11 protein-coding genes are annotated in these 24,814 nt (G+C 64.3%); 6 read left to right on the top strand and 5 right to left on the bottom strand.

Annotated elements, in window-relative coordinates; all coding sequences use genetic code 11:
• Positions 1 to 227 precede the first annotated feature (227 nt).
• Together Spa11_RS19290 and glnA are read right to left on the bottom strand one after the other, a co-directional pair.
• Positions 228 to 1,019: a hypothetical protein gene (locus Spa11_RS19290; protein ID WP_145115570.1), complete on the bottom strand. Its 792-nt coding sequence runs from the start codon at positions 1,017 to 1,019 to the stop codon at positions 228 to 230.
• A gap of 288 nt (positions 1,020 to 1,307) precedes the next feature.
• Positions 1,308 to 2,720, bottom strand: coding sequence for a type I glutamate--ammonia ligase (gene glnA, locus Spa11_RS19285; protein WP_145115565.1), 1,413 nt, complete (start codon positions 2,718 to 2,720; stop codon positions 1,308 to 1,310).
• Between the two features lie 607 nt (positions 2,721 to 3,327).
• Here glnA and Spa11_RS19280 point away from each other — a divergent pair.
• Positions 3,328 to 5,511: a glutamine synthetase III family protein gene (locus Spa11_RS19280; RefSeq protein ID WP_231933043.1), complete on the top strand. Its 2,184-nt coding sequence runs from the start codon at positions 3,328 to 3,330 to the stop codon at positions 5,509 to 5,511.
• Positions 5,512 to 5,836: 325 nt separating this feature from the next.
• Here Spa11_RS19280 and Spa11_RS19275 read toward each other — a convergent pair whose 3' ends face one another.
• A complete protein-coding gene (locus Spa11_RS19275; protein WP_145115557.1) occupies positions 5,837 to 6,310 on the bottom strand; it encodes a Uma2 family endonuclease in 474 nt (157 codons plus the stop codon).
• A gap of 225 nt (positions 6,311 to 6,535) precedes the next feature.
• Between Spa11_RS19275 and Spa11_RS19270 the strand changes: the two genes are divergently transcribed.
• The 5 genes from Spa11_RS19270 (at position 6,536) to Spa11_RS19250 (ending at position 22,407) form a co-directional block, all read left to right on the top strand.
• The gene (locus tag Spa11_RS19270; protein WP_145115553.1) at positions 6,536 to 7,543 is read left to right on the top strand and encodes a serine/threonine protein kinase; all 1,008 of its coding nucleotides are present in this window, start codon (positions 6,536 to 6,538) and stop codon (positions 7,541 to 7,543) included.
• Between the two features lie 25 nt (positions 7,544 to 7,568).
• Positions 7,569 to 8,117 (top strand): DinB family protein, encoded by a 549-nt coding sequence (locus Spa11_RS19265; RefSeq protein WP_145115549.1) that lies wholly within the window; start codon positions 7,569 to 7,571, stop codon positions 8,115 to 8,117.
• A gap of 323 nt (positions 8,118 to 8,440) precedes the next feature.
• Positions 8,441 to 15,691: an excinuclease ABC subunit UvrA gene (uvrA, locus tag Spa11_RS19260; RefSeq protein ID WP_145115545.1), complete on the top strand. Its 7,251-nt coding sequence runs from the start codon at positions 8,441 to 8,443 to the stop codon at positions 15,689 to 15,691.
• 427 nt (positions 15,692 to 16,118) lie between these two features.
• Positions 16,119 to 17,009: a hypothetical protein gene (locus Spa11_RS19255; protein ID WP_145115541.1), complete on the top strand. Its 891-nt coding sequence runs from the start codon at positions 16,119 to 16,121 to the stop codon at positions 17,007 to 17,009.
• Positions 17,010 to 17,766: 757 nt separating this feature from the next.
• On the top strand, positions 17,767 to 22,407 hold the full coding sequence (locus Spa11_RS19250) for a G8 domain-containing protein (protein ID WP_197529523.1): 4,641 nt from the start codon (positions 17,767 to 17,769) through the stop codon (positions 22,405 to 22,407).
• Between the two features lie 848 nt (positions 22,408 to 23,255).
• Here Spa11_RS19250 and Spa11_RS19245 read toward each other — a convergent pair.
• Together Spa11_RS19245 and Spa11_RS19240 are read right to left on the bottom strand one after the other, a co-directional pair.
• A complete protein-coding gene (locus Spa11_RS19245; protein WP_145115533.1) occupies positions 23,256 to 23,636 on the bottom strand; it encodes a hypothetical protein in 381 nt (126 codons plus the stop codon).
• A gap of 735 nt (positions 23,637 to 24,371) precedes the next feature.
• Positions 24,372 to 24,767, bottom strand: coding sequence for a hypothetical protein (locus tag Spa11_RS19240; RefSeq protein WP_145115529.1), 396 nt, complete (start codon positions 24,765 to 24,767; stop codon positions 24,372 to 24,374).
• Between the last annotated feature and the right edge of the window lie 47 nt (positions 24,768 to 24,814).

The raw sequence follows: 24,814 nt of genomic DNA, 5'->3' as shown, positions 1-24,814 counted from the left end.
AATAACAAAATGACCAATGAAGGTATCAGGGTTCAGGACAAGGTTGGGGCGGTAGACCTCAATGGTTATGGCGACTTGGTCGTTGGTCACTTCCGAATAATCCACTCTCTGTGCGTCCTCCGCGCACTCCGTGCCTCGGTGGTGAACCCAACGCAACAGCGGTCGCCATCAAAGACGGCGGCCGCTGCGGAGAGAGGTGATTGCTTGATGGGCTTGAGGGGCGCCGTTTAGCGGCTGGCGACCATGTCGAGTTGCTCGTCGATGCCCCAGCTTTGGGCTTCGAGCTTGAGGCCTACGAGGAAACTCTGGCACTCGAAGTAGTCACGCATTTCGACGCCGAGGGGTTCGCGGTTATCGCGGAACGCGCTCCGCAGCGCTTCGACGGCTTTAGCCACCTCGTCGCTATTCTGGCGGGCGTACTCGGCGCCGTGCGAGGCGAGTCGGGAGACGATCTCTTGCACGTCGTTGCGTTGCGACTCGAACTGCGGCGCGGTGAGGGCCGCGGGCCAAGTGATCTCTCCGGTCAGGCGGTTGAGCTGGGTGCTGGGGACGTGGTAGACGCTGCGGAGCACGGTCTGCTCACGCTCTTCGCGACGCTCACGGGCTTGGTCGAGCCATTCCCACTTGCGGAGTTGGTCTTGGCGGAAGTCTTCCTTGAGGGCGTTCTTGCGGGCGAGGAACGTCTGGGTGCGGATGACTTCGTTCCGCATTTCGCGGGCGTGGGCTTCGGCGAACAAGATCCGCGCTTGAGCGAGCGACATCTGGCCTTCGGTATAGGCGCGGATGAGCGACGCGTAGCCACGGGCGGCGCCTTCGTAAGCCGTGGAGGCGTGGTGCTGGATCGCGCTGGGGGGCGTCGGCGCATAGCTCGGCGTCTGGAAGGGCATCGACGGGACCTCGCCCGAGTACTTATCGCTCGCCATCGACCACGTCGAAACTTGAGCTTCGGCGGGCTTCGTGGCGAGGGCGACGAGGGTTCCGACCACAAGGGCGGCGGCGAAGGCGAGCAAGGCGCGCATGGCAGGGTCTCCGGACGACTGAGGTTGGCAAGGCGGAGGGTTGGCAAGGCAGAAGACAGCGCCAACCACCGACGCTGCTTCCCTTACAACGCTAGGCGTAAAAGGCGCGCACGATGTGACACGAAAAATAGAAAGAAAAATCCCCAACCCCCTTGGAGAGGGTTGGGGAGGCGAGAGTGGTTGGTGGCGCGCCGCGGGCTGCCGCTTACGGCTGAGAGCGCACCGCAGGTTTGCTAGCAGGGGGGTCCTAGCCGTGGGCGGTAGCCCCCGGTCCGCCCCGCAATGCGTTCAAACGTCGTAGTACAAACAGAACTCATACGGGTGCGGCCGCAGGTTGATCGCCTCAACCTCGTTCTTGCGTTTGTAGTTGATCCAGGTGCTGATCACGTCCTCGGTGAAGACGTCGCCGCGGAGGAGGAACTCGTGGTCCTTCTCCAGGGCGTCGAGCGCGTCGGCGAGCGAGCCGGGGGCCTTGGGGACTTGGGCAAGCTCTTCGGGCTCCAGGTCGTAGATGTTCTTGTCGAGCGGCTCGCCCGGGTGGATCTTGTTCTGGATGCCGTCGATCGCGGCCATCGTGATCGCCGAGAAGGTCAGGTAGGGGTTCGCGCTGGGGTCGGGGCAGCGGAACTCAATGCGCTTCGCCTTGGGGCTCGGGCTGTACATCGGGATCCGGCAAGCGGCCGAGCGGTTCCGCTGGCTGTAGGCGAGGTTGACCGGCGCCTCATAGCCCGGGACCAGCCGCTTGTAGCTGTTGGTCGTCGGGTTGGAGAACGCCAGGATCGCCGGGGCGTGCTTGAGGATGCCGCCGATGGCGAACAGCGCCTCGTCCGAGAGGCCGGCGTAGCCGCTGCCGGCGAAGATCGGGTTCTCCCCCTTCCAGAACGAGATGTGGGTGTGCATCCCTGAGCCGTTGTCGCCGAACAGCGGCTTGGGCATGAAGGTCGCGGTCTTGTTGTGCTGGAAGGCGACGTTCTTGATGATGTACTTGTAGAGGCACACCTGATCGCCCATCCGCACCAGCTCGTCGAATCGCATATCGATCTCGCATTGGCCGGCGGTGGCGACCTCGTGGTGCTGGGCCTCGATGTCGATGCCGCTGTCGATCATCAGCTGCATCATCTCGTTGCGGATGTCCATCAGCTGATCCGCCGGCGGGCAGGGGAAGTAGCCCTCCTTGTGCCGCAGCTTGTGCCCGAGGTTCGGGCGCTCGTCGGCGCCGCGGTTCCACTCGGCCTCGGAGCTGTCGATCGAGTAGAAGCCTTGCGACGGCGTGTGGTCGTAGCGCACGTCGTCGAAGATAAAGAACTCGGCCTCGGGGCCGATGTAGACGGTGTCGGCGATGCCGGTGGACTTGAGGTAGTTGACGGTCTTGCGGGCGACGTTCCGCGGATCGCGGGTGTAGTCTTCGCGGGTAATCGGGTCCTGGATGTTGCAGATCATCACGATGGTCGGCAGCTCCGTGAACGGATCGACGAAGGTCGTCTCCGGCACGGGCATTAGGAGCATGTCGCTCTCGTTGATGGCCTGCCAGCCGCGGATGCTTGAACCGTCGAAGCCAAGGCCGTCTTCAAAGGTCCCCTCGTCGAGCTTGCCGGCGGGGATCGTGAAGTGTTGCCAGATACCGGGGAAGTCCATGAAGCGGAGGTCAACGGCCTTGATGTCCTTCTCACGGATCATCGCCAGCACTTCTTGGGGGGTCATCTTGGTCCCTAGGTGGAGGGGGTCGAACGGACGGGAATGTGATTTGCCACTTCCATCGCGGCTGAATCGGTAGACAAGGAGGTCAAACCGCGGTTCGACGCGCTGAGCGGCGGGCGTCGTTGTCATACGACGACACAGCTGTTGATCGCGAAAACCAGCGGTTTCAACTCAGACCATACCCCTACGGGAGTCCTTCGGGGAAGTGTCGCGACCCGTCGAAAGCGCCCGCTAGTTCGACAAAGGAGAAGTCGGACGGCGCCGCGAATCTGCGCTTGCACAGCGCGCCAACTAGGCACGTTGCGCGAAGTCGAGGGCGAATCGCCCGCGTTTTGAGGGTGGCTGCAACGACGGTATCGGATTTGCTATCATGCGCCGGCCTGGTTGCGAGGCTCCACGGTCCGGTCCCTGGAGGCGGTCACCCCTGGGTGATGGCCTCCACCTTCTGGGGCTCCGGTCGCGTCGCCTCAACGTCCTTCCCTTCTGACGGTCCTGCCTCCCTCGCTTGTCGCGTTGCCGCTCCCCGGCCTGAGGGGAGAGATCGCTTCCGGCAGTCCCGGGTGACGGACCCCTCGTACAAGGCAAAGTGAGTCCTCTGAGCATGGAAACCATGACCAAGAACGGCGCGACGAGTGTGAACCCCCGTAAGTCGGCCGTGGCGGCGGCGACAAACTACAAGGCGCCGGCGGTTCCGCTGGAATTCCTCGAAACGACGCCGGAGTCGGTCTTCGGCGCGAACGTCTTCAGCAAGTCGGTGATGAAGAAGCGTCTGCCCAAGACGATCTACAAGTCACTGATGCAGACCATCGAGGCGGGCGCCAAGCTCGACCCGACCGCGGCCGACATCGTCGCCTCGTCGATGAAGGACTGGGCTGTTGAGAAGGGCGCCACGCACTACACGCACGTCTTCTACCCGCTGACGGGCGGCACCGCCGAGAAGCACGACAGCTTCATGGCCCCCACGGCCGACGGCGGCACCATCGCTCATTTCAGCGGCAAGGAGCTGATCCAGGGCGAGCCCGACGGTTCGAGCTTCCCGACCGGTGGCATCCGTGCGACGCACCGCGCCCGCGGCTACACGATCTGGGACGTCACCAGCCCGGCCTACATCCTCGAGAATGAGAACGGCACAACTCTTTGCATCCCGACGGCGTTCGTGTCGTGGACCGGCGAAGCGCTCGACAAGAAGACCCCCGTGCTCCGTAGCATGCAGGCGCTCGACGCCCAGGCGCAGCGGATCCTGAAGGTCTTCGGCCACACGGCCGAGGCGTTCGTCGCTTCGACCGCCGGTCCTGAGCAGGAGTACTTCCTGGTCGATCGCGGTTTCTTCTACTCACGCCCCGACCTGATGACCGCGGGCCGGTCGCTGTTCGGCGCCGCCCCGGCGAAGGGGCAGGAGTTCTGCGACCACTACTTCGGCGCGATCCCCGAGCGGGTGCTGGCCTTCATGCTGGAGGTCGAGCGTGAGCTGTACAAGCTCGGCGTGCCGATCAAGACGCGTCACAACGAGGTCGCGCCCGGTCAGTACGAAATCGCCCCGGTCTTCGAGACGGCCAACCTCGCCAGCGACCACCAGCAGCTCTGCATGATGCTGTTGAAGAAGGTGGCGAAGAAGTACGGCATGGAGTGCCTGACGCATGAGAAGCCCTTCGCGGGCCTCAACGGCAGCGGCAAGCACCTCAACTGGTCGCTGGGCTCTAGCGCCGTCGGCAACCTGCTCGATCCGGGCGACACGCCGCACGACAACGCCCAGTTCCTGGTGTTCGCCGCGGCCGTGATCCGCGCCGTGCACAAGCACCAGGGCCTGCTGCGGGCCGTGATCGCGTCGGCGGGCAACGATCACCGTCTGGGCGCCAACGAGGCCCCGCCCGCGATCATCTCGGTCTACCTAGGTGATCAGCTCGGCGACGTGTTCGAGCAACTCAAAGTGGGCGGCGCCAAGTCGTCGCTCCCCAAGGGGACGCTCGAAGTGGGCGTCGATACGCTGCCGCCGCTGGACAAGGACGCCGGCGACCGCAACCGCACCAGCCCATTCGCATTCACCGGCAACCGCTTCGAGTTCCGGGCCGTCGGCTCGAACTTCTCGATCTCGGGCCCGTTGGTGGCGATGAACACGATCGTCGCCGAGTCGCTCGACTACTGCGCGACGAAGCTCGAAGCCGATATGGGTGGCGACCAATCGAAGCTCAACAGCGCGGTGCAGTCGTTGCTGACGGAGATCATGACCGAGAGCAGCTCGGTCATTTTCAACGGCGACGGCTACTCCGAAGAGTGGCAGACCGAGGCCGCCAAGCGTGGCTTGCTCAACCGCAAGACGACGCCCGAAGCCCTGCAAGGCCTGCTGGAGCCCCACGTCAAGGAGATGTTCTCCAAGTACAAGGTGCTCAGCGAGCGTGAGTTGGAGAGCCGTTACGAGATCTACGCCGAGCAGTACTGGATGACCGTCGAGGTCGAGGCGCTGCTCTGCAAGAAGATGGCGAAGACGATGATCTTCCCGGCGGCCATCCGCTTCCAGAACGAGTTGGCCAGCACCTGTGCGAACCTGAAGGCCGTCGGCTATTCGTTCGACACCGACACGCTCGACAAGGTGACGGCCCTCGTGAAGCTGCTCCAGGACGCGATCACGCAACTGGACAAGGCCACCGAGGACGGGTACCACGACATCTACAAGTGCTGCAACGAGATCCTGCCGGCGATGCTCGAAGTGCGTAAGTACGCCGACGAGCTGGAGACGATCGTCGCCGACGACCTCTGGCCGTTGCCGACGTACCAGGAGATGCTGTTCATCAAGTGACGGTCAACAAGTGAACGGGGCTTAGCGGCCAATCACTTGTGAAATAGAGATGTCGAACCGCGGCGGTCTCAACCGAGGCCGCCGCGGTTTTTTTGCTGGCAACTTGATTATTTACCACAGAGCCACGGAGGGCACGGAGGACGCACAGAGTTTTGCATTACCACTGTGCTTTTCTCCGTGCTCTCCGTGTCTCTGTGGTTAATCCGTCTGTAGCCGATTGCGCGCACCATGCCGACAACGTTTGGTGCGCGTAATCGGCGTCGGAGACGCCTCCTACAACTTTCGTAGCGCCCGGCCGTGTCCTGGACAAACACGCAACGACGTGTCAGACGATGTGCGAAGGAAAGCCCGGCGCTAGTTTCGATTCGGCAAGCTGCCCGCTGAGATCGAAGAACTCCATCTTGCCTGTCTTGTCGCACGACCAAACCTCGACCGCGCCCGCGGCGAGGTAGAGGGCCCGCTTCTCGTCCATCTCCGCCCGGGAGTTCCGCGGCGAAAGCACCTCGACACAGATTTCGGGCGCCACGGTCATCGGCGTCGTGTCACCGTGGACGGCGAAGTGTGCATCCGATTGCCAGACGACATCCGGCACCTTCACCCCTTCGGCCGTCTGGACCGAGCATTCGACGAACGCCTCGCCTCCGGAGAGTTCTCGTTCTAGCCGTTTAGCCAGGCGGACCTGGATGCGACCATGCCAATTCGACGCCGGGCTCATGAGAATATTTCCGTAACGGTCCTGCTCAATCTTGAAAGGCAGGTCTTGCAGGTACGGGTTATCGACGATCTCGGACCAGTCCATCGCCTCGGGCTCCGACTCAGGGGGCAGCGGTGACGCTTCATGGTTAGTATATCCTGCAGCGGGAGTGGCCGGAGGGCCTGAGCGAAGGATCAAGGAACGCTTGCGCGTCCCCTCAGCCCCTCAGCCCCTAACCCCTTCTCATCAACCCAAGTTGCTCCTTCCGGCGCAGGGCGTCACACTGCTGGCTAGCCGTTTCCCCTTTTCCTCGCCCCGGGCCGCCCGCGGATGAGCCAGCAAAAGCTCCGCTTCTTGCCGACCAAGGCGACCTTCGAGCTCGGCGAGCAGCTCGGCACGGGGACGGTGGGCGTCGTCTACAAGGCCACCAGCCCCGACCTGCCCGAGCCGGTCGCCGTCAAGTTGCTCAACCCGAACGTCTCGGGCGATAAGAACATCGTCGATCGCTTCGAGCGCGAAATCGTCGTGATGGAGCGGCTCAAGCACCCGCACATCGTCCGCAATTATGGCGGCGGCCAGATGGACGGGCAGCTCTTCTATGCGATGCAGCTGCTCGACCGCGGGTCACTCAAGGACCGGCTGCGACGCGGGCCGCTCGCCTGGCCCCAGGTGGCGGCGTACGGCGTGCAGATCGCCTCGGCCCTGCAGCACGCCCACAACCACGGCATCGTCCACCGCGACCTCAAGCCGAGCAACTTGTTCTACGACCGTGAGGGGAACCTCGTGCTCGGCGACTTCGGCATCGCCCGCGACCTGCACGCCCAGGCCGACATCACCGAACACGGCATGACGGTCGGCACGTTTAGCTACATGTCGCCCGAGCAGATCACGGCCGACGCCCGCATCGACGGCAAGGCGGACCTCTACTCGCTGGGGTGCCTGCTGTTCGAGATGCTCACCGCCCGGCCGCCCTACCAGGGGGCGACCTTTGCCCAGGTGTGGGACCAGCACATGCACGCCGAGCCGCCGAGCGTCCGCGCCGCGCAGACCGAAGCGGGCGTCCGCGTCACGTGCCCCGAGTGGCTCGACGAGTTGATCCGTAAGTTGCTGGCGAAGAAGCCGCACGAACGACCGTTCAACGCCCGTGCGGTGGAAGGCGTGCTGCTGCAACACCTGCTCGACGAGTTCGGCGAAGAAGAGGCCAAAAAGCTGACGAAGCTCGACGCCCTGCAATCAGCGACCTTCGACGAGGGCCCCAAGCCGCGGATTTGGGTGGTATGGGCCGCGCTCGCGGCGATGCTGGCGGCGCTGGCTTGGGCGGCGTCGCTGAATGGGTGACCCCTCCTTACGCAGGCACGCCATCATGAACACCGACAACGAGAAGAATCCCAGTTCTCTATGGCTCGAAGAAGTTTCTAGTGTGTGGCGACGGAACAAAGAGTTCGCCGACGAGGCGATTGCCCAACTCAGCGACGAGCAGATCCGCCGATCACTCACTGCTGAGACGAATTCCGTCGCCATCGTCATGAAGCACGTCGCGGGCAACCTACGTTCCCGCTGGATAGGCTTTCTAACCTCCGACGGCGAGAAGTCCGACCGCAATCGCGACTCGGAGTTCGTCGATGACTACCCGGACCGGGACTCGATCTTGTCGGATTGGGAAGATGGCTGGCGAATGCTCTTTGAAGAGTTGGCCGCGCTGGCGCCCGAGGACTGCCAACGACTTGTCGAAATCCGCGGCGCTAAGCTGACGGTACCCGAAGCGATCCTGCGGTCGATCTGCCATTGCTCGTACCACATCGGGCAGATCGTACAAACGGCGCGGATCGTGGCCGGCGACGACTGGCGGACGCTGACGATCCCTCGGGGCGAGTCCGAAGCTTACAACCGAGAGCGGTGGGGTCGGGGTTAGAGTCGGTTGCTTAATCGTCAACCGTGAGCCTGCTAATCCCCCCGGACTTCCGCCGGCGGATCGTCGGGGTAATCAAAGGGCTCTACTTTCAGGCAACCAGCCAACGCCTTGAAGTACTCCTTCGGCTACCCGTTCTCGTCAAGCTCACGGGCGATAGCGTGCATGCTGGCGTGGGGGGGTGGCAGGGAACGGAAGCAACCAGAGTATACTCTCCCCCCAATTCGCACGCAGCCGCTTCTCCGATCTGTACAACCGTTCTAAAATGCCGGGTCGCCCTCCCCGAATCTACCCCGCCGCGTCGCGGCTCGGAGCCGCCCCGCCCTATGCCCGCTTCCGACATCGTCATCCGCGGCGCCCGTGAGCACAACTTGCGTAGCGTCGATGTGACGCTCCCCCGCAACCAGCTGATCTGCCTGACCGGAGTGTCGGGCAGCGGCAAGAGCTCGCTGGCGTTTGACACGCTCTTCGCCGAAGGCCAGCGCCGCTACGTCGAGAGCCTCTCGACCTTTGCACGGCAGTTTCTTGGGCAGATGCCCAAGCCCGACGTCGATCACATCTCGGGCCTGAGCCCGTCGATCTCGATCGCCCAGAAGCAGTCGGGCAACAACCCGCGCTCGACCGTCGGCACGATCACCGAGATCTACGACTTCCTCCGGGTGCTCTACGCCCGCGTCGGGCAGGGGCACTGCCCGAGCTGTGGCGACCCGATCGCCGCGCAGAGCCGTGAACAGATCCTCGGGCGCATCCTGGCGCTCGAAGCGAAGACGCGCTACATGGTGCTGGCGCCGGTCGTGCGGCAGCAGAAGGGCGAGCACCGCGACCTCTTCGAGGACCTCTTGAAGAAGGGCTTCGTCCGCGTCCGCATCGATGGGCAGGTCTACGACCTAACGGCCGCCCCGCAGCTCGACCGCCAGCGTCGGCACGATATCGAGGTGGTCGTCGATCGTCTCGTCGCCGGGCCGACGATCCGCGGCCGCTTGAGCGAAGCGGTAGAGACGGCCCTGCGCGTCGGCGGTGGGACGATCATCGTCGCGATGGACGCCGGCGAGAAAAAGGAAGTCCCCCAGATCGACGAAGCGTCGGAGGAAGGCCCGCGCAGGGGGAAAGCCAAACGCAAGCAAGTCGGCGTTCAGGAGGGCGACATCGTCCTCTCGGCCGACTTCGCCTGTGTGAAGTGCAGCCTGTCGTTCAGCGCGCCGACACCGCAGCTGTTCAGCTTCAACAGCCCGCAGGGGATGTGCCTCTCGTGCGACGGCATCGGCGAGATGTACTCGTTCGATCCGGCCGCGCTGATCGAAGACGAGACCAAGTCCTTCGCCGGCGGCGCGCTAGCGTTAATCGGTCGCTGGCGAGACCTAGGGCGTTGGAAGCGGCACATTTATCAGGGCGTCGCCGACACGATCGAGCGGAAGCTCCACCTCGAAGAGGGGACGCTCCTCGAAACGCCGTGGAACGAGCTCGCCGAAGAGCACCGTAACGTCTGGCTGTGGGGCGCGGGCGACACGCACATCACCTACACCTGGAAGACAGGCCGCGCCACGCAGAAGTACGGCGGGCAATTCGAGGGCATCATCCCCGAGTTGCTCGAGAAGTACCGCACCTCGCAGAGCCAGATGCAGATCCGGCAGCTCGAGAAGTTCATGCGGGTGATGCACTGCCCCGACTGCGACGGCCGCCGACTCAACCCACAAGCGTCCGCCGTACGGCTGACAACGTCGAGCGAGCGCTTCCCGAACGGCTCGGCCGTCAAGACGCTGCCCGACGTGTGCGGCCTGTCGATCGACGACGCCAGGGAGTTCTTCCAGGGCCTCGTGCTCAGTAACTCGCAGCAGTTCATCGCCACCGAGGCGCTGAAAGAGATCCGCGGCCGGCTTGGCTTCTTGGCGGACGTGGGCCTCGGCTATCTGTCGCTCGACCGTACTGCGCCGACGCTCTCCGGCGGCGAGACGCAGCGTATCCGCCTTGCCGGGCAGGTGGGCTGTGGCCTCGTGGGCGTGACGTATGTGCTCGACGAGCCGTCGATCGGCCTGCACCCCCGCGACAACGTCAAGCTGATCGAGACGCTTGAGCGTCTGCGCGACCTCGGTAACACGGTTGTCGTCGTCGAGCACGACGAAGACACGATGCGCGCCGCCGACCTGCTGATCGACTTCGGCCCCGGCCCGGGCGTGAAGGGGGGCGAGGTCGTCGCCGTCGGCAACGCCAAAGAGGTCTCCAAAGCCGATCGCAGCCAGACCGGCGCGTTCCTCAGCGGGCGGCGGAAGATCGAGGTGCCGAAACAGCGAAGGATTAAGGCTGCGCCGAATGTCGAAGCCCGAATGACGAATGACGAAAAGCAGGGGAAGTCGCCTGCCGATCCTTCTTCGTCATTCGTCATTCGTCATTCGTCCTTCGACGGCCCCCGTCTCAGCATCGTCGGCGCTCGCCACAACAACCTCAAGAACATCACTATCGACATCCCGCTCGGCGTCTTCGTCTGCGTGACGGGCGTGTCGGGGTCGGGCAAGTCGTCGATCGTCAACGACATCCTGATGGAGTCGCTGCGCCGCGACCTGATGAAGGGGAACGGCGAGCCGGGAGAGCACGACCGCATCGAGGGGGTCGAGCACCTCGACAAGGTGATCGCGATCGACCAGTCGCCGATCGGCCGCACACCGCGTTCGAACCCCGGCACCTACATCAAGGTCTTCGACGACATCCGCAACCTCTACGCGCAGCTCCCCGAGTCGAAGCGGCGGGGCTACAAGGCGGGGCGCTTCAGTTTCAACGTCGCTGGCGGACGCTGCGAGGCGTGCGACGGCAACGGCGCCAACAAGCTGGAGATGGACTTCTTGGCCGACGTTTGGGTGACGTGCCAGGTCTGCGCGGGCAAGCGGTTCAACCGTGAAACGCTGCAAGTCGAGTACAAGGGCGCTTCGATCGCCGACGCGTTGGAGATGGACATCGTCCAGGCGATGGAGCACTTCGAAGCGATCCCGCAGATCCATCACAAGCTCTCGACGCTCCACGACGTGGGCCTCGACTACCTGAAGCTCGGCCAGCCGTCGCCAACCCTCTCCGGCGGCGAGGCGCAGCGCATCAAGCTCGCCAAGGAGCTGGTGAAGAAGTCCACCGGCAAGACGCTCTACGTCCTCGACGAGCCGACGACCGGCCTGCACTTCGCCGACATCGACATGCTGCTGAAGGTGCTGCACAACTTCGCCGATCAAGGCAACACGGTGCTGGTCGTCGAGCACAACCTTGATGTCGTGAAGACAGCTGACTGGATCATCGACATCGGTCCCGAAGGCGGAGCGGGCGGTGGTGAGTTGATCGGCGCCGGCACCCCTGAGCAAATCGTTGCTCAGATGTTGGAAGCAGGAAGTGGGAAGTCGGAGAAAGGAAAGAAGCCGGCGAGCACAAGCGGCAGCTCCCACATCCCCCATCCCACATCCCACTTCCGCTCCCACACCGCCGAAGCACTGGCCCCGCTCCTCAACGGCGCCGGCCATGTCGTCGCGGCCAAATCCAAGAAGCGAGCGGCCAAAGAGGTCAAGGCGATTGAGGTCCGTGGGGCGTCGCAGCACAACCTGCGCAGCGTGGATGCGACGATCCCCCGCGATCAGATGACCGTGTTCTGCGGGCCGAGCGGCTCGGGTAAGTCGTCGTTGGCGATGGACACGATCTACGCCGAGGGGCAGCGGCGTTACGTCGAATCGCTCGGCAGCTACGCCCGCCAGTTTGTGGGGCAGTTGCAGAAGCCCGCCGTCGAACACGTCGAGGGCCTGTCGCCGGCGATCGCGATCGAGCAACGCACGGTGGGGCACACGCCGCGATCGACGGTCGGCACCGTGACGGAGATTTACGACTACTTCCGCGTCATGATGGCCCGGCTCGGTACGCCGCACTGCCCGGACTGCGAGACGCCGATCGGCACGCAGACCTCGGACGACGTGACCGACAAGCTCTTCACCGAGCCCGAGGGGACGAAGCTGCAGCTGATGGCGCCGATCGAGCTGGGCGCCGGCGACTCGTACGCCGACTTGTTCAGCGACCTCTTGAAGACCGGTTACCGACGTGTCTGGGTCGATGGGCAGACCTACGAACTCGAGGACGCCCCGAAAATCGACCGCCGCCGCAAGCACGACGTCGCGGTCGTGGTGGACCGCATCACGATCCAGAAGCAGGCCCGCGGGCGTATCGCCGAAGCGGTTGAGGCCGCGCTCGGCTTGGGGCGTGGCGTGATGTTCGCGGTCTATCCCGACCCCAACAAGCCCGAGGGGAAGTGGGCCGTCCGTGTCCATAGCCAGCACCTCACCTGCGAGTCGTGCGGCCGCAGCTTCGAGCCGCTGACGCCGCACAACTTCTCGTTCAACAGCTCGCTGGGTTGGTGCGGCGCCTGCGAAGGCCTTGGCACGCAAACCGGCGCGAACCCCGCGGCGCTCTTGCGCGACGAAGAGCTGACGCTCGCCGAGGGCGCCGTGCTGCTGTGGCCTTCGCTCAACAACGACCTTGCCCGGGCGATGCTCACCGCGCTCGCCGACCACACCGGCATCCCACTCGATGTCCCCTATCGCAAGCTCACCGCCCGCCAGCGCCGCACCCTGCTCTATGGCACGAAGGACGAGTGGGTCTCGGTCGAGGCGAGCACTGCCAAGAGTGGAGTTAACATCCCCGCGCTGAAGTTCCAGTTCAAAGGCCTCTACCCCGCTCTCGAAGAAGCCTCCAAACTTTCGCCGCATTTGCGGACGACGCTCGAACATCTTGTCGATGAGATCGAGTGCAGCGAGTGCGGCGGCAGCCGATTGCGCGGCGACGCGTCGTCGGTGCGGTTCCGCGGGCTGACGATCGAGCAGATCGTGCGTTCGCCGCTCGGTGAGCTGATCGAGACCGTGGCCTCGTGGGAACTCGACCAGCGCGAACGCAAGATTGCCGGCGAGATCGTCCGTGAGATCCACAACCGGCTGACGTTCCTGGTGGACGTGGGCCTAGAGTACCTGACGCTCGGTCGTCAGGCGCCGAGCCTGTCGGGCGGCGAGTCGCAGCGTATCCGTCTGGCGAGCCAAGTCGGAAGCGGCCTGGTAGGCGTGCTCTACGTGCTCGACGAGCCCACGATCGGCCTCCACCCCCGCGACAACACACGGCTCATCAAGGCGCTGCACAAGCTGCGCGATCTTGGCAACACCCTGCTGGTGGTCGAGCACGACAAGGACGTGGTCGCCTCGGCCGACAAGTTGATGGACTTCGGCCCCGCCGCAGGGCGCAACGGCGGGCAGGTCGTCGCCGAAGGAACGCCCGCCGCCGTGTCGAAGAAGCGCGGCAGCGTCACCGGCCCTTACCTGAGCGGCAAGAAGTCGATCCCGGTGCCGACGAACCGACGGATTACTGCTTCGCAGAATGACGAAGCACGAATGACGAATGCCGACAAGAAGAGAAAGTCGGCCGCAGATACTTCTTCGTCATTCGACATTCGTCATTCGTCATTTGACGGCCCGCGTCTCCGCGTCGTCGGCGCCCGCCACAACAATCTCAAGAACATCACCGTCGAATTCCCCCTCGGAACCCTTATCGCGGTCACCGGCGTGTCGGGGTCGGGCAAGTCTTCGCTGGTGAACGAGATCCTTTACAACCAACTCGCCCGGTCGCTGCACCGGGCAGGCACCGTCGCCGGCGCGCACGACCGGATCGAGGGGCTGCACCATATCAACAAGGTGATCCGCGTCGATCAGTCGGCGCTGGGCAACTCGCCGATGTCGAACCCGGCCACGTACACCGGCGTGTTCGATCTGATCCGTCAGCTCTACGCGCAGCTCCCCGAGGCCAAGCTCCGCGGCTACCAGGCGCGGCGGTTTAGCTTCAACGTCGCTGGGGGGCGCTGTGAAGAGTGCGAGGGCGCCGGGCAACGCTGCGTAGAGATGCACTTCTTGCCCGACGTGTGGGTCGAGTGCGAGACGTGCCGCGGCCAACGCTACAATCCCGAGACGCTTGCCGTTCGGTACCGAGAGAAGTCGATCGCCGACGTGCTGGCGATGAGCTGCGCCGAGGCGCTGGAGCTATTCAGCAACATTCCCAAGATCCGCCGCGTCTTGCAAACGCTGTGCGACGTCGGACTCGACTACGTCCAGCTCGGCCAATCGGCGCCGACGCTCTCGGGCGGAGAAGCGCAGCGTGTCAAGCTCGCTGCCGAGTTGTCGCGACCCGACACCGGGCAGACGCTCTACCTGCTCGACGAGCCCACCACGGGTCTGCACTTCGACGACCTAGCGAAGCTGCTCGAAGTGCTGCACCGCCTCGTCGATCTCGGCAACACCGTGGTAGTAATCGAGCACAACCTCGACGTGATCAAGCAGTGCGACTGGCTGATCGACATTGGGCCCGAGGCGGGGAAGGGGGGCGGGACGCTGGTCGGATGTGGCACGCCGGAACAAATCTGCGGCGAGCCGGGAGCGCCAGCGACCGGAGTGAATCGCCAGTCGACAATCCAAACCGCTGCAACTCCGGGCGTTGACGCTTCCGGCTCGCCATTTTCTCACACCGCCGAAGCCCTCCGCCCCATCCTCGCCGAAGGCCCGCACAAGAAGCGCGCCGTCTACAAGCCGCAGGACGAGACACAGGCGGGGGACCTCGACCTCGATTCGGTCGGCGACGGCGTCGCGATGCCGTGGGAGGCGGACGGGCGGCGCTGGCACGTCAAGGAACGCATCGGCCGCGACGGCTCACCGTGCCGTTGGGACGGGCGGATCCTCGACGAGGTCGAACGCCGCATCCAGGACCTGGGCGACTTCGCGCCGACCAACTGGAACCACCGTTCGGTCGTGGAGGTCACCGGCCAGAAGAAGTCGGACGGCTGGTTCTTTCACGCCCTGACCGGCGAGCGCTGGCTGGTGAAGCTCAAGTTCCGCACCGGCAAGCGGACCTTCAACCGCGACACCCTAGCGGCCGAGCTCGACCTGCCGCCGCTCAATGAGATGGACGACATCGAGGCCTACGGCTCGACGTCGCGGGTGCAGTGCAAGAATCTGCGCGGCCCTTGGCAAGAGGTTCAGGTTGCCGCCCACACGTTCAAGGAGATCGACAAGCCGGAGTTCTGGAAGATGATCGAGCAGGCGGTTGCCGGCTTCGAGAAGTTCGTCGGGCGCGAAGAGAAGAAGCCCGAGGACCTGATGCCCTGGAAGGTGTTGGGCCAGAAGTGGCACCTCGCCCGCAAGGGCTTCACGCCAGGCAAGAAGGTGAAGTGGGATCCGGAGTTGCTCGAAGACCTGCTGGAACTGATCGCTGAGGCGACGCCGGGGGGCGAGTACCTGTGGAACAACAAGGTGCTGGTGCACCGGATGGTCCCGGGGCAGCCCGACCCATGGGCGACGATCGTCACCAAGCGGGCGGAGAACGTGGAGCTGGCGCTGAACGGGCCAAAGGGCGCCGTTCAGCTCGGGCAGTTCGCCGCCCTGGCCAGCGACGCCGAGCTCGACACACGTCGCGAAGACCGCGACACGGTCCGTCTGCGGTTCGACTCGCCCGACGCGCTGACGAGCAGCGAGCTGCCCGAGTTTATCCATAGACACCTCGAAGTGAGCGTCAGCGGCGCGGGGGCGTGAGCGTTATCGCGTTGTTCCCATTGCAGTAGGTCTCGCGCAGAGACGCGGAGATGCGGGGGGTAGGAAACGAAGACTCACGCAAAGCCGCAAAGGCGCAATGACAGTTTCTCTTAGAAATCAGCTCAGCCGCAAACGATCTCGCCGTAATGCGACCTTTGCGGCTTAGCGCCTTAGCGTGAGTCTTAAAGACATCCGGCTCTGCGTCTCCGTGTCTCTGGGCGAGACTTCCCGACGTTATTCGCTGGATCAGCGTGAGGAAAGAAGCGCTACGGCTAAGTTAAGCACGCTCAAAGATTGTGCGAAGAATTGCTCCTTGAACCCAATACATTTCGTGAGGATCGCGCGCGCCGTGCGTCGAGCGTCCAAGACGATGAAGTCTTGGCGAAGATCGTTGCCCGCTAGCGTGCAGACGGTCTAGCTTGACGCCATGACCCACGCGCCCTTCGCTGTTGTGTTAACGCTGCTCGTCAGCGCCGTCGTCTCTGCGCAGGAGCTTGCGCCGGGGCAGAAGCTGGTTGGCAAGCTACCGGCCGGCCCGGCGGCGGAGAACTCGGGCATCGTCGCCAGTTGCAATCACGACAACCTGTTCTGGATGCAGAACGACTCGGGCGACGAACCCCGCATCTACGCGGTGCGTCGTGACGCGACCGGCTACCAAAGCGAGCGTTACCCCGACACGCCGGGCGTGCTCATCGGCGGCGCCATCAACTGCGACTGGGAAGACATCGCCGTGATGGAGGACGGCACGCTGGTGGTGGCGGACGTTGGTGACAACCGCAACGACCGCCGCGACCTCTGTGTCTACCTCGTCCCCGAGCCGACGCCCGCAGCGGGTCGCACGACGTTCATGAAGAAGGTCTTCATCCGCTACCCCGAACGTGCCAGCACACCGGCGCCGCGGGACGACTTCAACTACGACTGCGAGGCGGTCTTCTCGCTGGGCGACAGCCTGTACTTTCTCACGAAGCACCGCAGCGACACGGCGACGAAGGTCTACCGGCTCAGCGACATTGCCGAGGGGCTGACGCACGAGCTTGAGTTGCTGGGCCGCTTCGAACTGGGCGGCCAAGCGGTCGGCGCCGACGCCCTTCCCGATGGCTCGAAGCTGGTCGTAACGACGTACGACACGATCTGGCTCTTCGACGTGGAGGAAGCCGACGACCCACTGCGGAAGCCCGTTGCGCGGTTGCCATTCAACGGGGATAACGTCGAGGCGGTCTGCTTCGATGGCCCTGAACGGGTGCTGTTCGCGGACGAAGCCACGGCGCTTCTGTACTCAGCGGACTTGGCAGACTTCGCGCCGTATGAAACGGAGTGACGCCGGGCCTACGCGGCAGCGGGTCACGGCCCAAGCGAGCGAACCGGAAATCCGAAAACCGATCGGCTAAGCAATAGACATCCCGCCGCAAGAAGAATCTAAAGGGATGTACCTTTCCGTCGCGGTTGTCTTCTACCTGGAAGGCTGACCCGACAGCAGCCCTCAATAAGCCCTCAATAGCCCGACCCTTCTCGCTAAAGGGCGGCTCGCTGCATCGGTTTTCGTCGCGACGGAATGCAGATGCCTGCCCAGAATGGGGTTGTCAGAAGAAATTGTCGATAAAACCGACATTTTTCCATTTGCTGAGAGTCGGAGATTTGGTTGAATCAAGCGCCGCGGACGAGTCAACACTCCTCACCGTCGCTTGACGCCACCGCCCGGCGCTCCAAGCCGACATCGGCTCGCCCTTCGCACCTCGTGGGGCAGGTTGAAGCAACCGGTCCACGAGAAGAACTGCTCGACGTGATTTTCACAGGCAGGTAGTCAAACCCCTCCGCAGTACGAGTCACCCCCAAGCCGCGCCCCCTCTGTAGAGGTTTCGACCCATTTTTGCACTAGGCCCGCTCGAAGGAACCGCCTAGTACGGTGCGAAATCCGCACTCTACCCGTCTATCGCCGGCGAGCAGGATTGCTTGTCCGGCGCCAATCTCGGAACGGACTATTCCAAGCGATGTCTTCTTACTTCCATCACTGGCGACGTCTCAAGCAGCTTCTCAAGACTGGCCGTAGCGCTCGGCGTCAGCGGACTCACCGCCGTATGACCGCACAGAGGCTTGAGGACCGGTGCGTTCTGTCGGTTTCCCCGGCAACGCTGGAAGGCTCGACGATTGTTGTCGTGGGCGGTGACGAGGCCGACAGGGTTACGGTGGCGGAGGGCGCTCTCGGGGAGATCGTCGTCACCCATGTTGAACTCGGCAAGCACTATACGGCTTCGTTCTCGAGTTCATCGGTCTCGTCGATCACCTTCACCGGCAATGGCGGGAACGACCGGTTCACGAACCTCACGTCGCTCGCCTCATACGCCGATGGCGGCGACGGCGACGACACGCTAATCGGCGGCGCTGGAGCGGACACCCTTCTCGGCGGGGCCGGCAACGACAGGCTGGAGGGCGGAGACGGCAATGACTCGCTCTTCGGTGGGGATGGCGTCGACAGCATTCACGGCCAGAGAGGGGAGGACCACCTCGATGGCGGCGCCGACAACGACTTTGTCTACGGCGGTGACGACTCCGACACCATTCAAGGCGGAGCGGGTGACGACTATATCGAGGGCGGGTCGGGAGACGACCGGATCGCGGGCGGTTTGGGTAACGACTTGCTCCGCGGCAACGAGGGTGAGGACTACCTGCAAGGCGACGCGGGAGATGACCGCCTCGAAGGCGGCGAAGACAACGATACGCTACACGGCGGTGAAGGTGTCGATCGCTTATATGGTCAAGCCGGAGATGACTACCTCGACGCCGGCGCGGGCAACGACTTGCTCGATGGCGGTGACGGCGAAGACTTGATGTATGGCGGCGACGGCGACGACCTGTTGGAGAGCGGCGAGGGCGACGATTACCTCGAAGGTGGGGCCGGCAAAGACCTGCTCCGTGGCGCCGGGGGCAACGACACCCTGGTGGGAGGGGATGACGACGATCGCCTCGAAGGGGACGACGGGGACGATACGCTCGATGGCGGCTCTGGCGCCGACAGTCTATCGGGCGGCGCCGGAGCCGACTGGCTCAATGGCGGCGACGGCAACGACACGCTCTATGGCGGTGACGGTGAAGACGTCATCAGCGGCGGCGATGGCGATGACTACGTTGAGGGGGGCGCCGACGACGATCAGCTTTATGGAGGAGAGGGCAACGACACTCTGCGCGCCGGCTCTGGCAATGACTACGTGCTCGGGGAGGGGGGGGACGACCGGATTGAGGGCGGCGACGGCACGGACGTCCTCTTCGGCGGCGACGGCGCCGACGTCATCCATGGAGAGGCGGGCGCAGACCGGATCGAGGGCGAGAATGGCAGCGACTTCCTCTACGGAGGCGACGGCGATGACCTGATTCTCGGTGGCGCCGGCGACGACTACGTCGATGGTGGCGTGGGGAGTGATGTACTCCGTGGCGGCGACGGCAACGACTACCTACTCGGCAGGCTCGGCGACGACCTCCTGTCTGGTGACGATGGCGACGACCGACTTGAAGGGGGCGATGGTGACGATGTCCTATCCGGCGGCGCCGGCGTGGACGTAATCCATGGCGAGGCGGGCGCTGACCGTATCGAAGGCGAGGCGGGGAGCGACTTCCTCTACGGCGGAGATGGCGCGGACGTCATTGATGGCGGCGCAAATGATGATTACATCGAAGGAGGCGCCGGCGACGATGTTATCAACGGCGGCGAGGGCAGAGACATCCTCCGCGCCGGCGACGGCAACGACTTTGTGATTGGTGGGGGCGGGGACGACGACATCGAAGGCGGTGACGGCGACGACTTTCTTTCCGGTGGCGATGGCGCGGACAGTGTTCACGGTCAAGCCGGTTCGGATCGAATCGACGGGGGCCTAGGCGTCGATACGCTGTACGGCGGTGACGGCGACGACTTTGTGACCGGCGGCGCCGGCGATGACTACATCGACGGCGGAGCGGGCAACGATGTTCTACGGGGCGGTTCTGATAACGACCTCCTCCGCGGCGGCCTGGGCGCCGACTCCTTGTTCGGCGACGCCGGCCAGGACCGTCTCGAAGGAGAAGACGGCGCCGACATCTTGCACGGTGGCGACGATAGCGACTCGCTTATCGGTGGAGACGGGCGCGATTTCCTCATCGGCGGCGGCGGCGCCGACACGATCAATGGCTCGGCAGGCGACGATCTGGTGATCGACGGCTCAACGGCCTACGACGACAACCTGACAGCGCTCCAGGCCGCGCTCGCGATGTGGGATAGTAATCTCGGCTACGACCAGCGGGTCGCCATGCTGACCGGTCACCACGGGCCGGCCCGGTTCGTCGCGCACGAGACCGTCTTTGCCGATGACGCGTCCGACCAACTCGAGGGCGGAGCTGGCCAGGATTGGTTCGTCTTGTCCGCCTTCAACGGGGTCTACAACCCGTTGGGCATCGAGATGGAACACGACCATCACGACAGCGGCGGGCATCATCACAACGAGATCCTGCTCGACTCGCTGCCTACGGTTGAGGGCTTTGCGCTCATTGACTCGATGGACCGCATGCTCGGTGTCGAGGCGAATGAGATGGTCGACTCGTTGATGAGCCATGGCGACGATCCCTCCAAGCTGCGAGAGCATCTCAGTCTCTTCCAGCTCGTCCGCTACGCCGATGTCTCGCACACCGCGGTGAAGAACGGCGCCTGGTCCGACCCGGCGACCTGGGAGGGTGGCCGTGTGCCAACGGCCGGCGCGAGAGTGCTGATTCCCTACGGCGCCCACGTCATGGTCAACGCCCGCTTGCAACCGGAGCTGAAGTCGGTGCGGGTGGATGGGACGCTCTCTTTCGCGACGGGGGTCAACTCCGAACTCCGGGTCGACACGATCGTTGTTGCGCCCACCGGCAAGTTTGAGATGGGTACCGAGGCCGCTCCGGTCCAGCCCAATGTTACGGCGAAGCTCGTCATCACAAGCGATGGGCCGATCGATGCCGAAGCCGACCCGTTCTTGATGGGGCGTGGCCTTGTGACCCACGGCGCGGTCGAGATGTACGGCGCCGAAGTGACCGGATTCGTCGCCACCAGCGGCGCGCTCGTCGCCGGCACGACGTCTTTCCAGCTCGCTTCAACGCCGGTGGGATGGAAAGTTGGAGACACGATCGCGATCGCCGGGACCTCCGCGGGTGGCGGGGAAGAAGAACTTCGCGTCATCCGCGCGATCAGCGGTCGCCTGGTATCGATCGACGCGCTCGCGTTCAACCACGTCCCGCTCGAAGCGGGCCTCGAGGTTCACGTCGCCAATCTGACGCGGAACGTCGTGATCGAATCGGAATCGAACATCAACAGTCAACGCGGCCACACGATGTTCATGCACAACCGCGACGTGCACATCAGCTACGCCGCGTTCAACGGTCTCGGCCGCACGGACAAGAGCTTCACGCTCACCGATCCGCAGGTCGATAGCGACTGGAACCTCGTCGATGGAACCGGCGACAATACGCGAGCGCGGTACGCGGTCCACTTCCACCGCAACGGCGTCACGTCCACGACTCCGCCATCAACCGTGGTCGGCAGTGTTGTGAATGGCGGTCCGGGCTGGGGGTTTGTCAACCACAGCAGCTACGTGGATTTCACGGGCAACGTCGCCTACGGCGTGAACGGCGCTGCGTACGTGTCCGAAGTAGGCGACGAGATTGGCTCGTTCGATAGCAATATCGCCCTCCACACCACGGGCACGACAGAGGACGTCCATAGCCGGGTCTACCGTCAAGACTTCGGCTTCAACGGCGATGGTTTCTGGTTGCATAGTGCGGCCCTGACGGTCACCAACAATGTCGTATCCGGCTCGACCGGAAGCGCGTTCTTCTACTACACCCGTGGTCTGCGTTTCGGAGGGGTCGAGACCCCGTTCCTTGCCGAGAATCTGGATGACCCTTCGCTCGCTGGCGGCGATTCGACGCTACCTGCGATGAGCGTGCCGATCAAGCAGTTCGAGAACAACGTGGGCTACTCGTCGAAGGTCGGCCTCACCTTCCGGTACAACCTGTGGCGGTCGGAGCATGGCGCAAGAAGCGTTCTTAGCGATTCGACGTTCTGGAACAACACCACCGGCGTCTCGCTTCCGTACGCCAACCGGACGATCCTGCGTGACTTCACGGTGATTATCGATCCAACGGCCAGCACCACTTTTGGCGTCGAGGGCAACGGAGATACGCAGGATATCTACTACGACAACTTGCGCGTCGAAGGCTACCGCCTGGGGCTCTACCTCCCTCAGAGAGGCGTGAACGTCGTCGACGGCGGGCGTTTCATCAGTCGATCGATGAACATCGTGGCGTACCCCGCCGTCATCCCAGAGGGGTTGCAGGTGCTGATCACCGGCGACATCCACTTCGGAAGTGTGGGCGACTCGCGCGCGAAAGACGTAGCGGCGATTTTCCGAACGCAGAACGTCACCGGCGATCCCCTCGTCGTCTTCCACCCGGTGGCGTTGACGCTGCAGTACGGTCCCTACTCGAACCATCGGCTCTACTTCCCGGTCCAACGAGCCGACGCCGTTCCGTTCCCCGAGCCGTTGCAGGGGGTCCCGTCGGCATACGTTGGGCTGACGCAACAACAACTCTACGACACCTTCGGATTGGCGGTTGGTGGAGAGATCGCGCCTGAGGACGCCATCTCGACCTCTGATACAGCGGGCCTGGTTTCAGCGAGCGGCAGGCGCGCCTTCCGAGCCCCGCAGCGAGCCTCATGACCGGCGCCCCGGTACTTTGCGGGGCGATTCGATCCGGGGCGGACCAAATCCAGGACGGAATTGGGCAAAAGACTGACTTGGAGGCGACCGCTAAAAAATCGACGGCCCGTTAGCGAACAAGCCTTCAAGGCTCTCGCAGAAAAGCAGTACCCCGTAGGGGGGCCGAACAACCAAAGCAATCATCGACTGGCAGTGGTAAAGCGGCCGCAGGTGACGCAGCATGTGGAGCGCTCGACGCTGAACTAGCGACTATTGCAGACGCTTGGCCACACTTGGCCGATGACGTGCGTCGCTGCGTGCTAACAATAGTTAGAGAAGCCTACGCGTCGGTGAAGTGAACAGTTGCTTGCGCGAGTCCCTCTGCTTCGAGTCTTGCCGTCGCCTTCAACAGACGCGGCTAGTGATTCAGCAGCGAAGTCTTGCTTGCGGCTGCAGCGCCTTTACGCCCCCACGACTATCGAAACCGAAAAAGGGCACAGTGGTCCTTTTCAGAGGGCCGCTTTATAGCCGCACGGGCCGCGTCAACAACTGCCGCATCGAAGTTGAGCAAGGCGATGGCCATTCGTCGATCGACGCAGGCGAGTGAACGAAGGAAAGACGTCTTTGGCGGCGAGTGCGTCAACACCGGGCTGGACCGCGTCCGCGCCGGGGCGACGCTCAAGATCACATGCCCGTTCGTCAACTCGGGGCAGATCTACCTCGAATCGGGCGCGATCCTCGATTGCCCGGCGGGCATTACCAACAACCCCGGCCGATTCGCCCCAGCCCGTGCTGCCCAGCGGCGTCGGTCGGCGACGAGGGCGCGGGGACGATCCCCGCGGCGTGCGCCAAAGAGATCACCGCATGATTCAGCCGCCCGCCGCATGGCGGTCGAGCACGGCCCGCCGGGCCAGGTCGCGGGCGGCGCGGAGGCCGTCGCGGATCGCCTCGAGGTCGGCGGCCGAGGCGGCCGGGTCGCTCTCGTTGAGGAGGTATCGCACCCGCTCGCTCACCTGAAAGACATGGGAGCGGACGCCGCCGTGCTTGAGCCGTTCGTGAGCCGCTTCGAGCAGCGTCAGAAACCGCCGCCAGCCGGGGTTGTCCCACTTCTGCGTCCGGTTGCCCAGCGCCAGCGCTTCGATAAGCTCGGCGCCGCCGGGGAACTCGGCGCGGATCGCCCGGTTCAAGAGGGCCGACTGGCGGCCGGGTCCGTAAGCGGCGGTGAGCGACGGCCAGGGGCTGCTGGGCATGGGCGCGGTGGGGATCGAAACGGGCCGATCGGCGGAGGCGGTCGCCAAAAACGAGGACCAAAAGTGCTGGGGTTTGTACTGAATCGTAGTGGGTTCCGTTACGAGTCGCATCGGGCAAAGCAGGGGTGAGGGGCGAGGGACGGGGGACGCGGGAAACGCCCGCATTAGCAGGGGTGGAAAAGCGCTGAATCTCGTTGCCCCGCTGAGGGGTGAGGGATTTTGCAACACGCGTCGCGACCGCCTAAACAGTGGGTGGCGCCGCTGATTAAATGGGCGGCCGGAATTATTTCGGGAAATATTTCCCGCGCGGCCCGTTGCGACCTAGCCACCCGCCCCCGGCGGGCCGGTAGGCTTGCGGAATGGAAAGCAACCACGACAGCGCGGCGCCCTGGACCGTCTCGCCGCTGGTGCTCGCGGCCGAGCGCGCGGACGAACGCCAGCGCCTGGCGGCCCTGGCGGACAGCGGGCGCGAACCGTAGCCCCGTCCGTCGATCCTCGAGGGATTGGCGCCGGCCGATAGGTTCGCGTTGGCGCAGCGCCTGGCGGCCCTGGCGGATCCGCGGGCGTGACGCGTCGATAGGGGCGCAGGCGGCCGCCATGCGGCCCGCTAGAGATTCGCGGGCCCGGCGAGTAGAGAGAACGCCAGGCGGTCCGCGCCGCCCCGAGGGCGCAACGAAAAACGCCCCCGCGGGATCCGCGGGGGCGTGGCGTGGTTCGGATTGTGGGCGCGGGGCGCTAGACGATCGGCGTTGTATCGTACGGCGGCGCCAAGGCGTCGAAACGGCGCCGCCAGTCGTCGAGTGACGCGCCGAGCATATCCCGCGACAGTCGCGGCCGCGCCTCGACAATGGCGAACGCCTCACGCAACGCCACGCCGCGGGCGCCGCGGCTGGCATGCCAGGCGAGCAAGTGAACCGCAACGGCCCGCGTCTGCGCGGGGCAGTCGTCGCAGCTCTTCCGCGAGACGCCGTCGAAGTAGCCCGCGAAGAAACGGAGAACGCCCGCGAGCTCGCGGCAGTCGTCGCGCCAGGGTGGATCGGTGGGCGCGGCGTGGTGGCCGGCCAGGCGCTGCAGACGCGCCGTTGCGTAGCGGGCATTGTCGATCGGGACCGAACAGGGCTTGCGTGTCATCGTGAGACCTCGAGGGGTTGAATAGCTGCCGCCAGTGTGGCGGTAGC

Origin of the sequence: Botrimarina mediterranea, from assembly GCF_007753265.1 — a bacterium.
GTDB classification, from domain to species: domain Bacteria; phylum Planctomycetota; class Planctomycetia; order Pirellulales; family Lacipirellulaceae; genus Botrimarina; species Botrimarina mediterranea.
The sequence above is the reverse complement of the archived record's forward strand: the minus strand, read 5'-3'. Positions and strand labels throughout refer to the sequence as shown.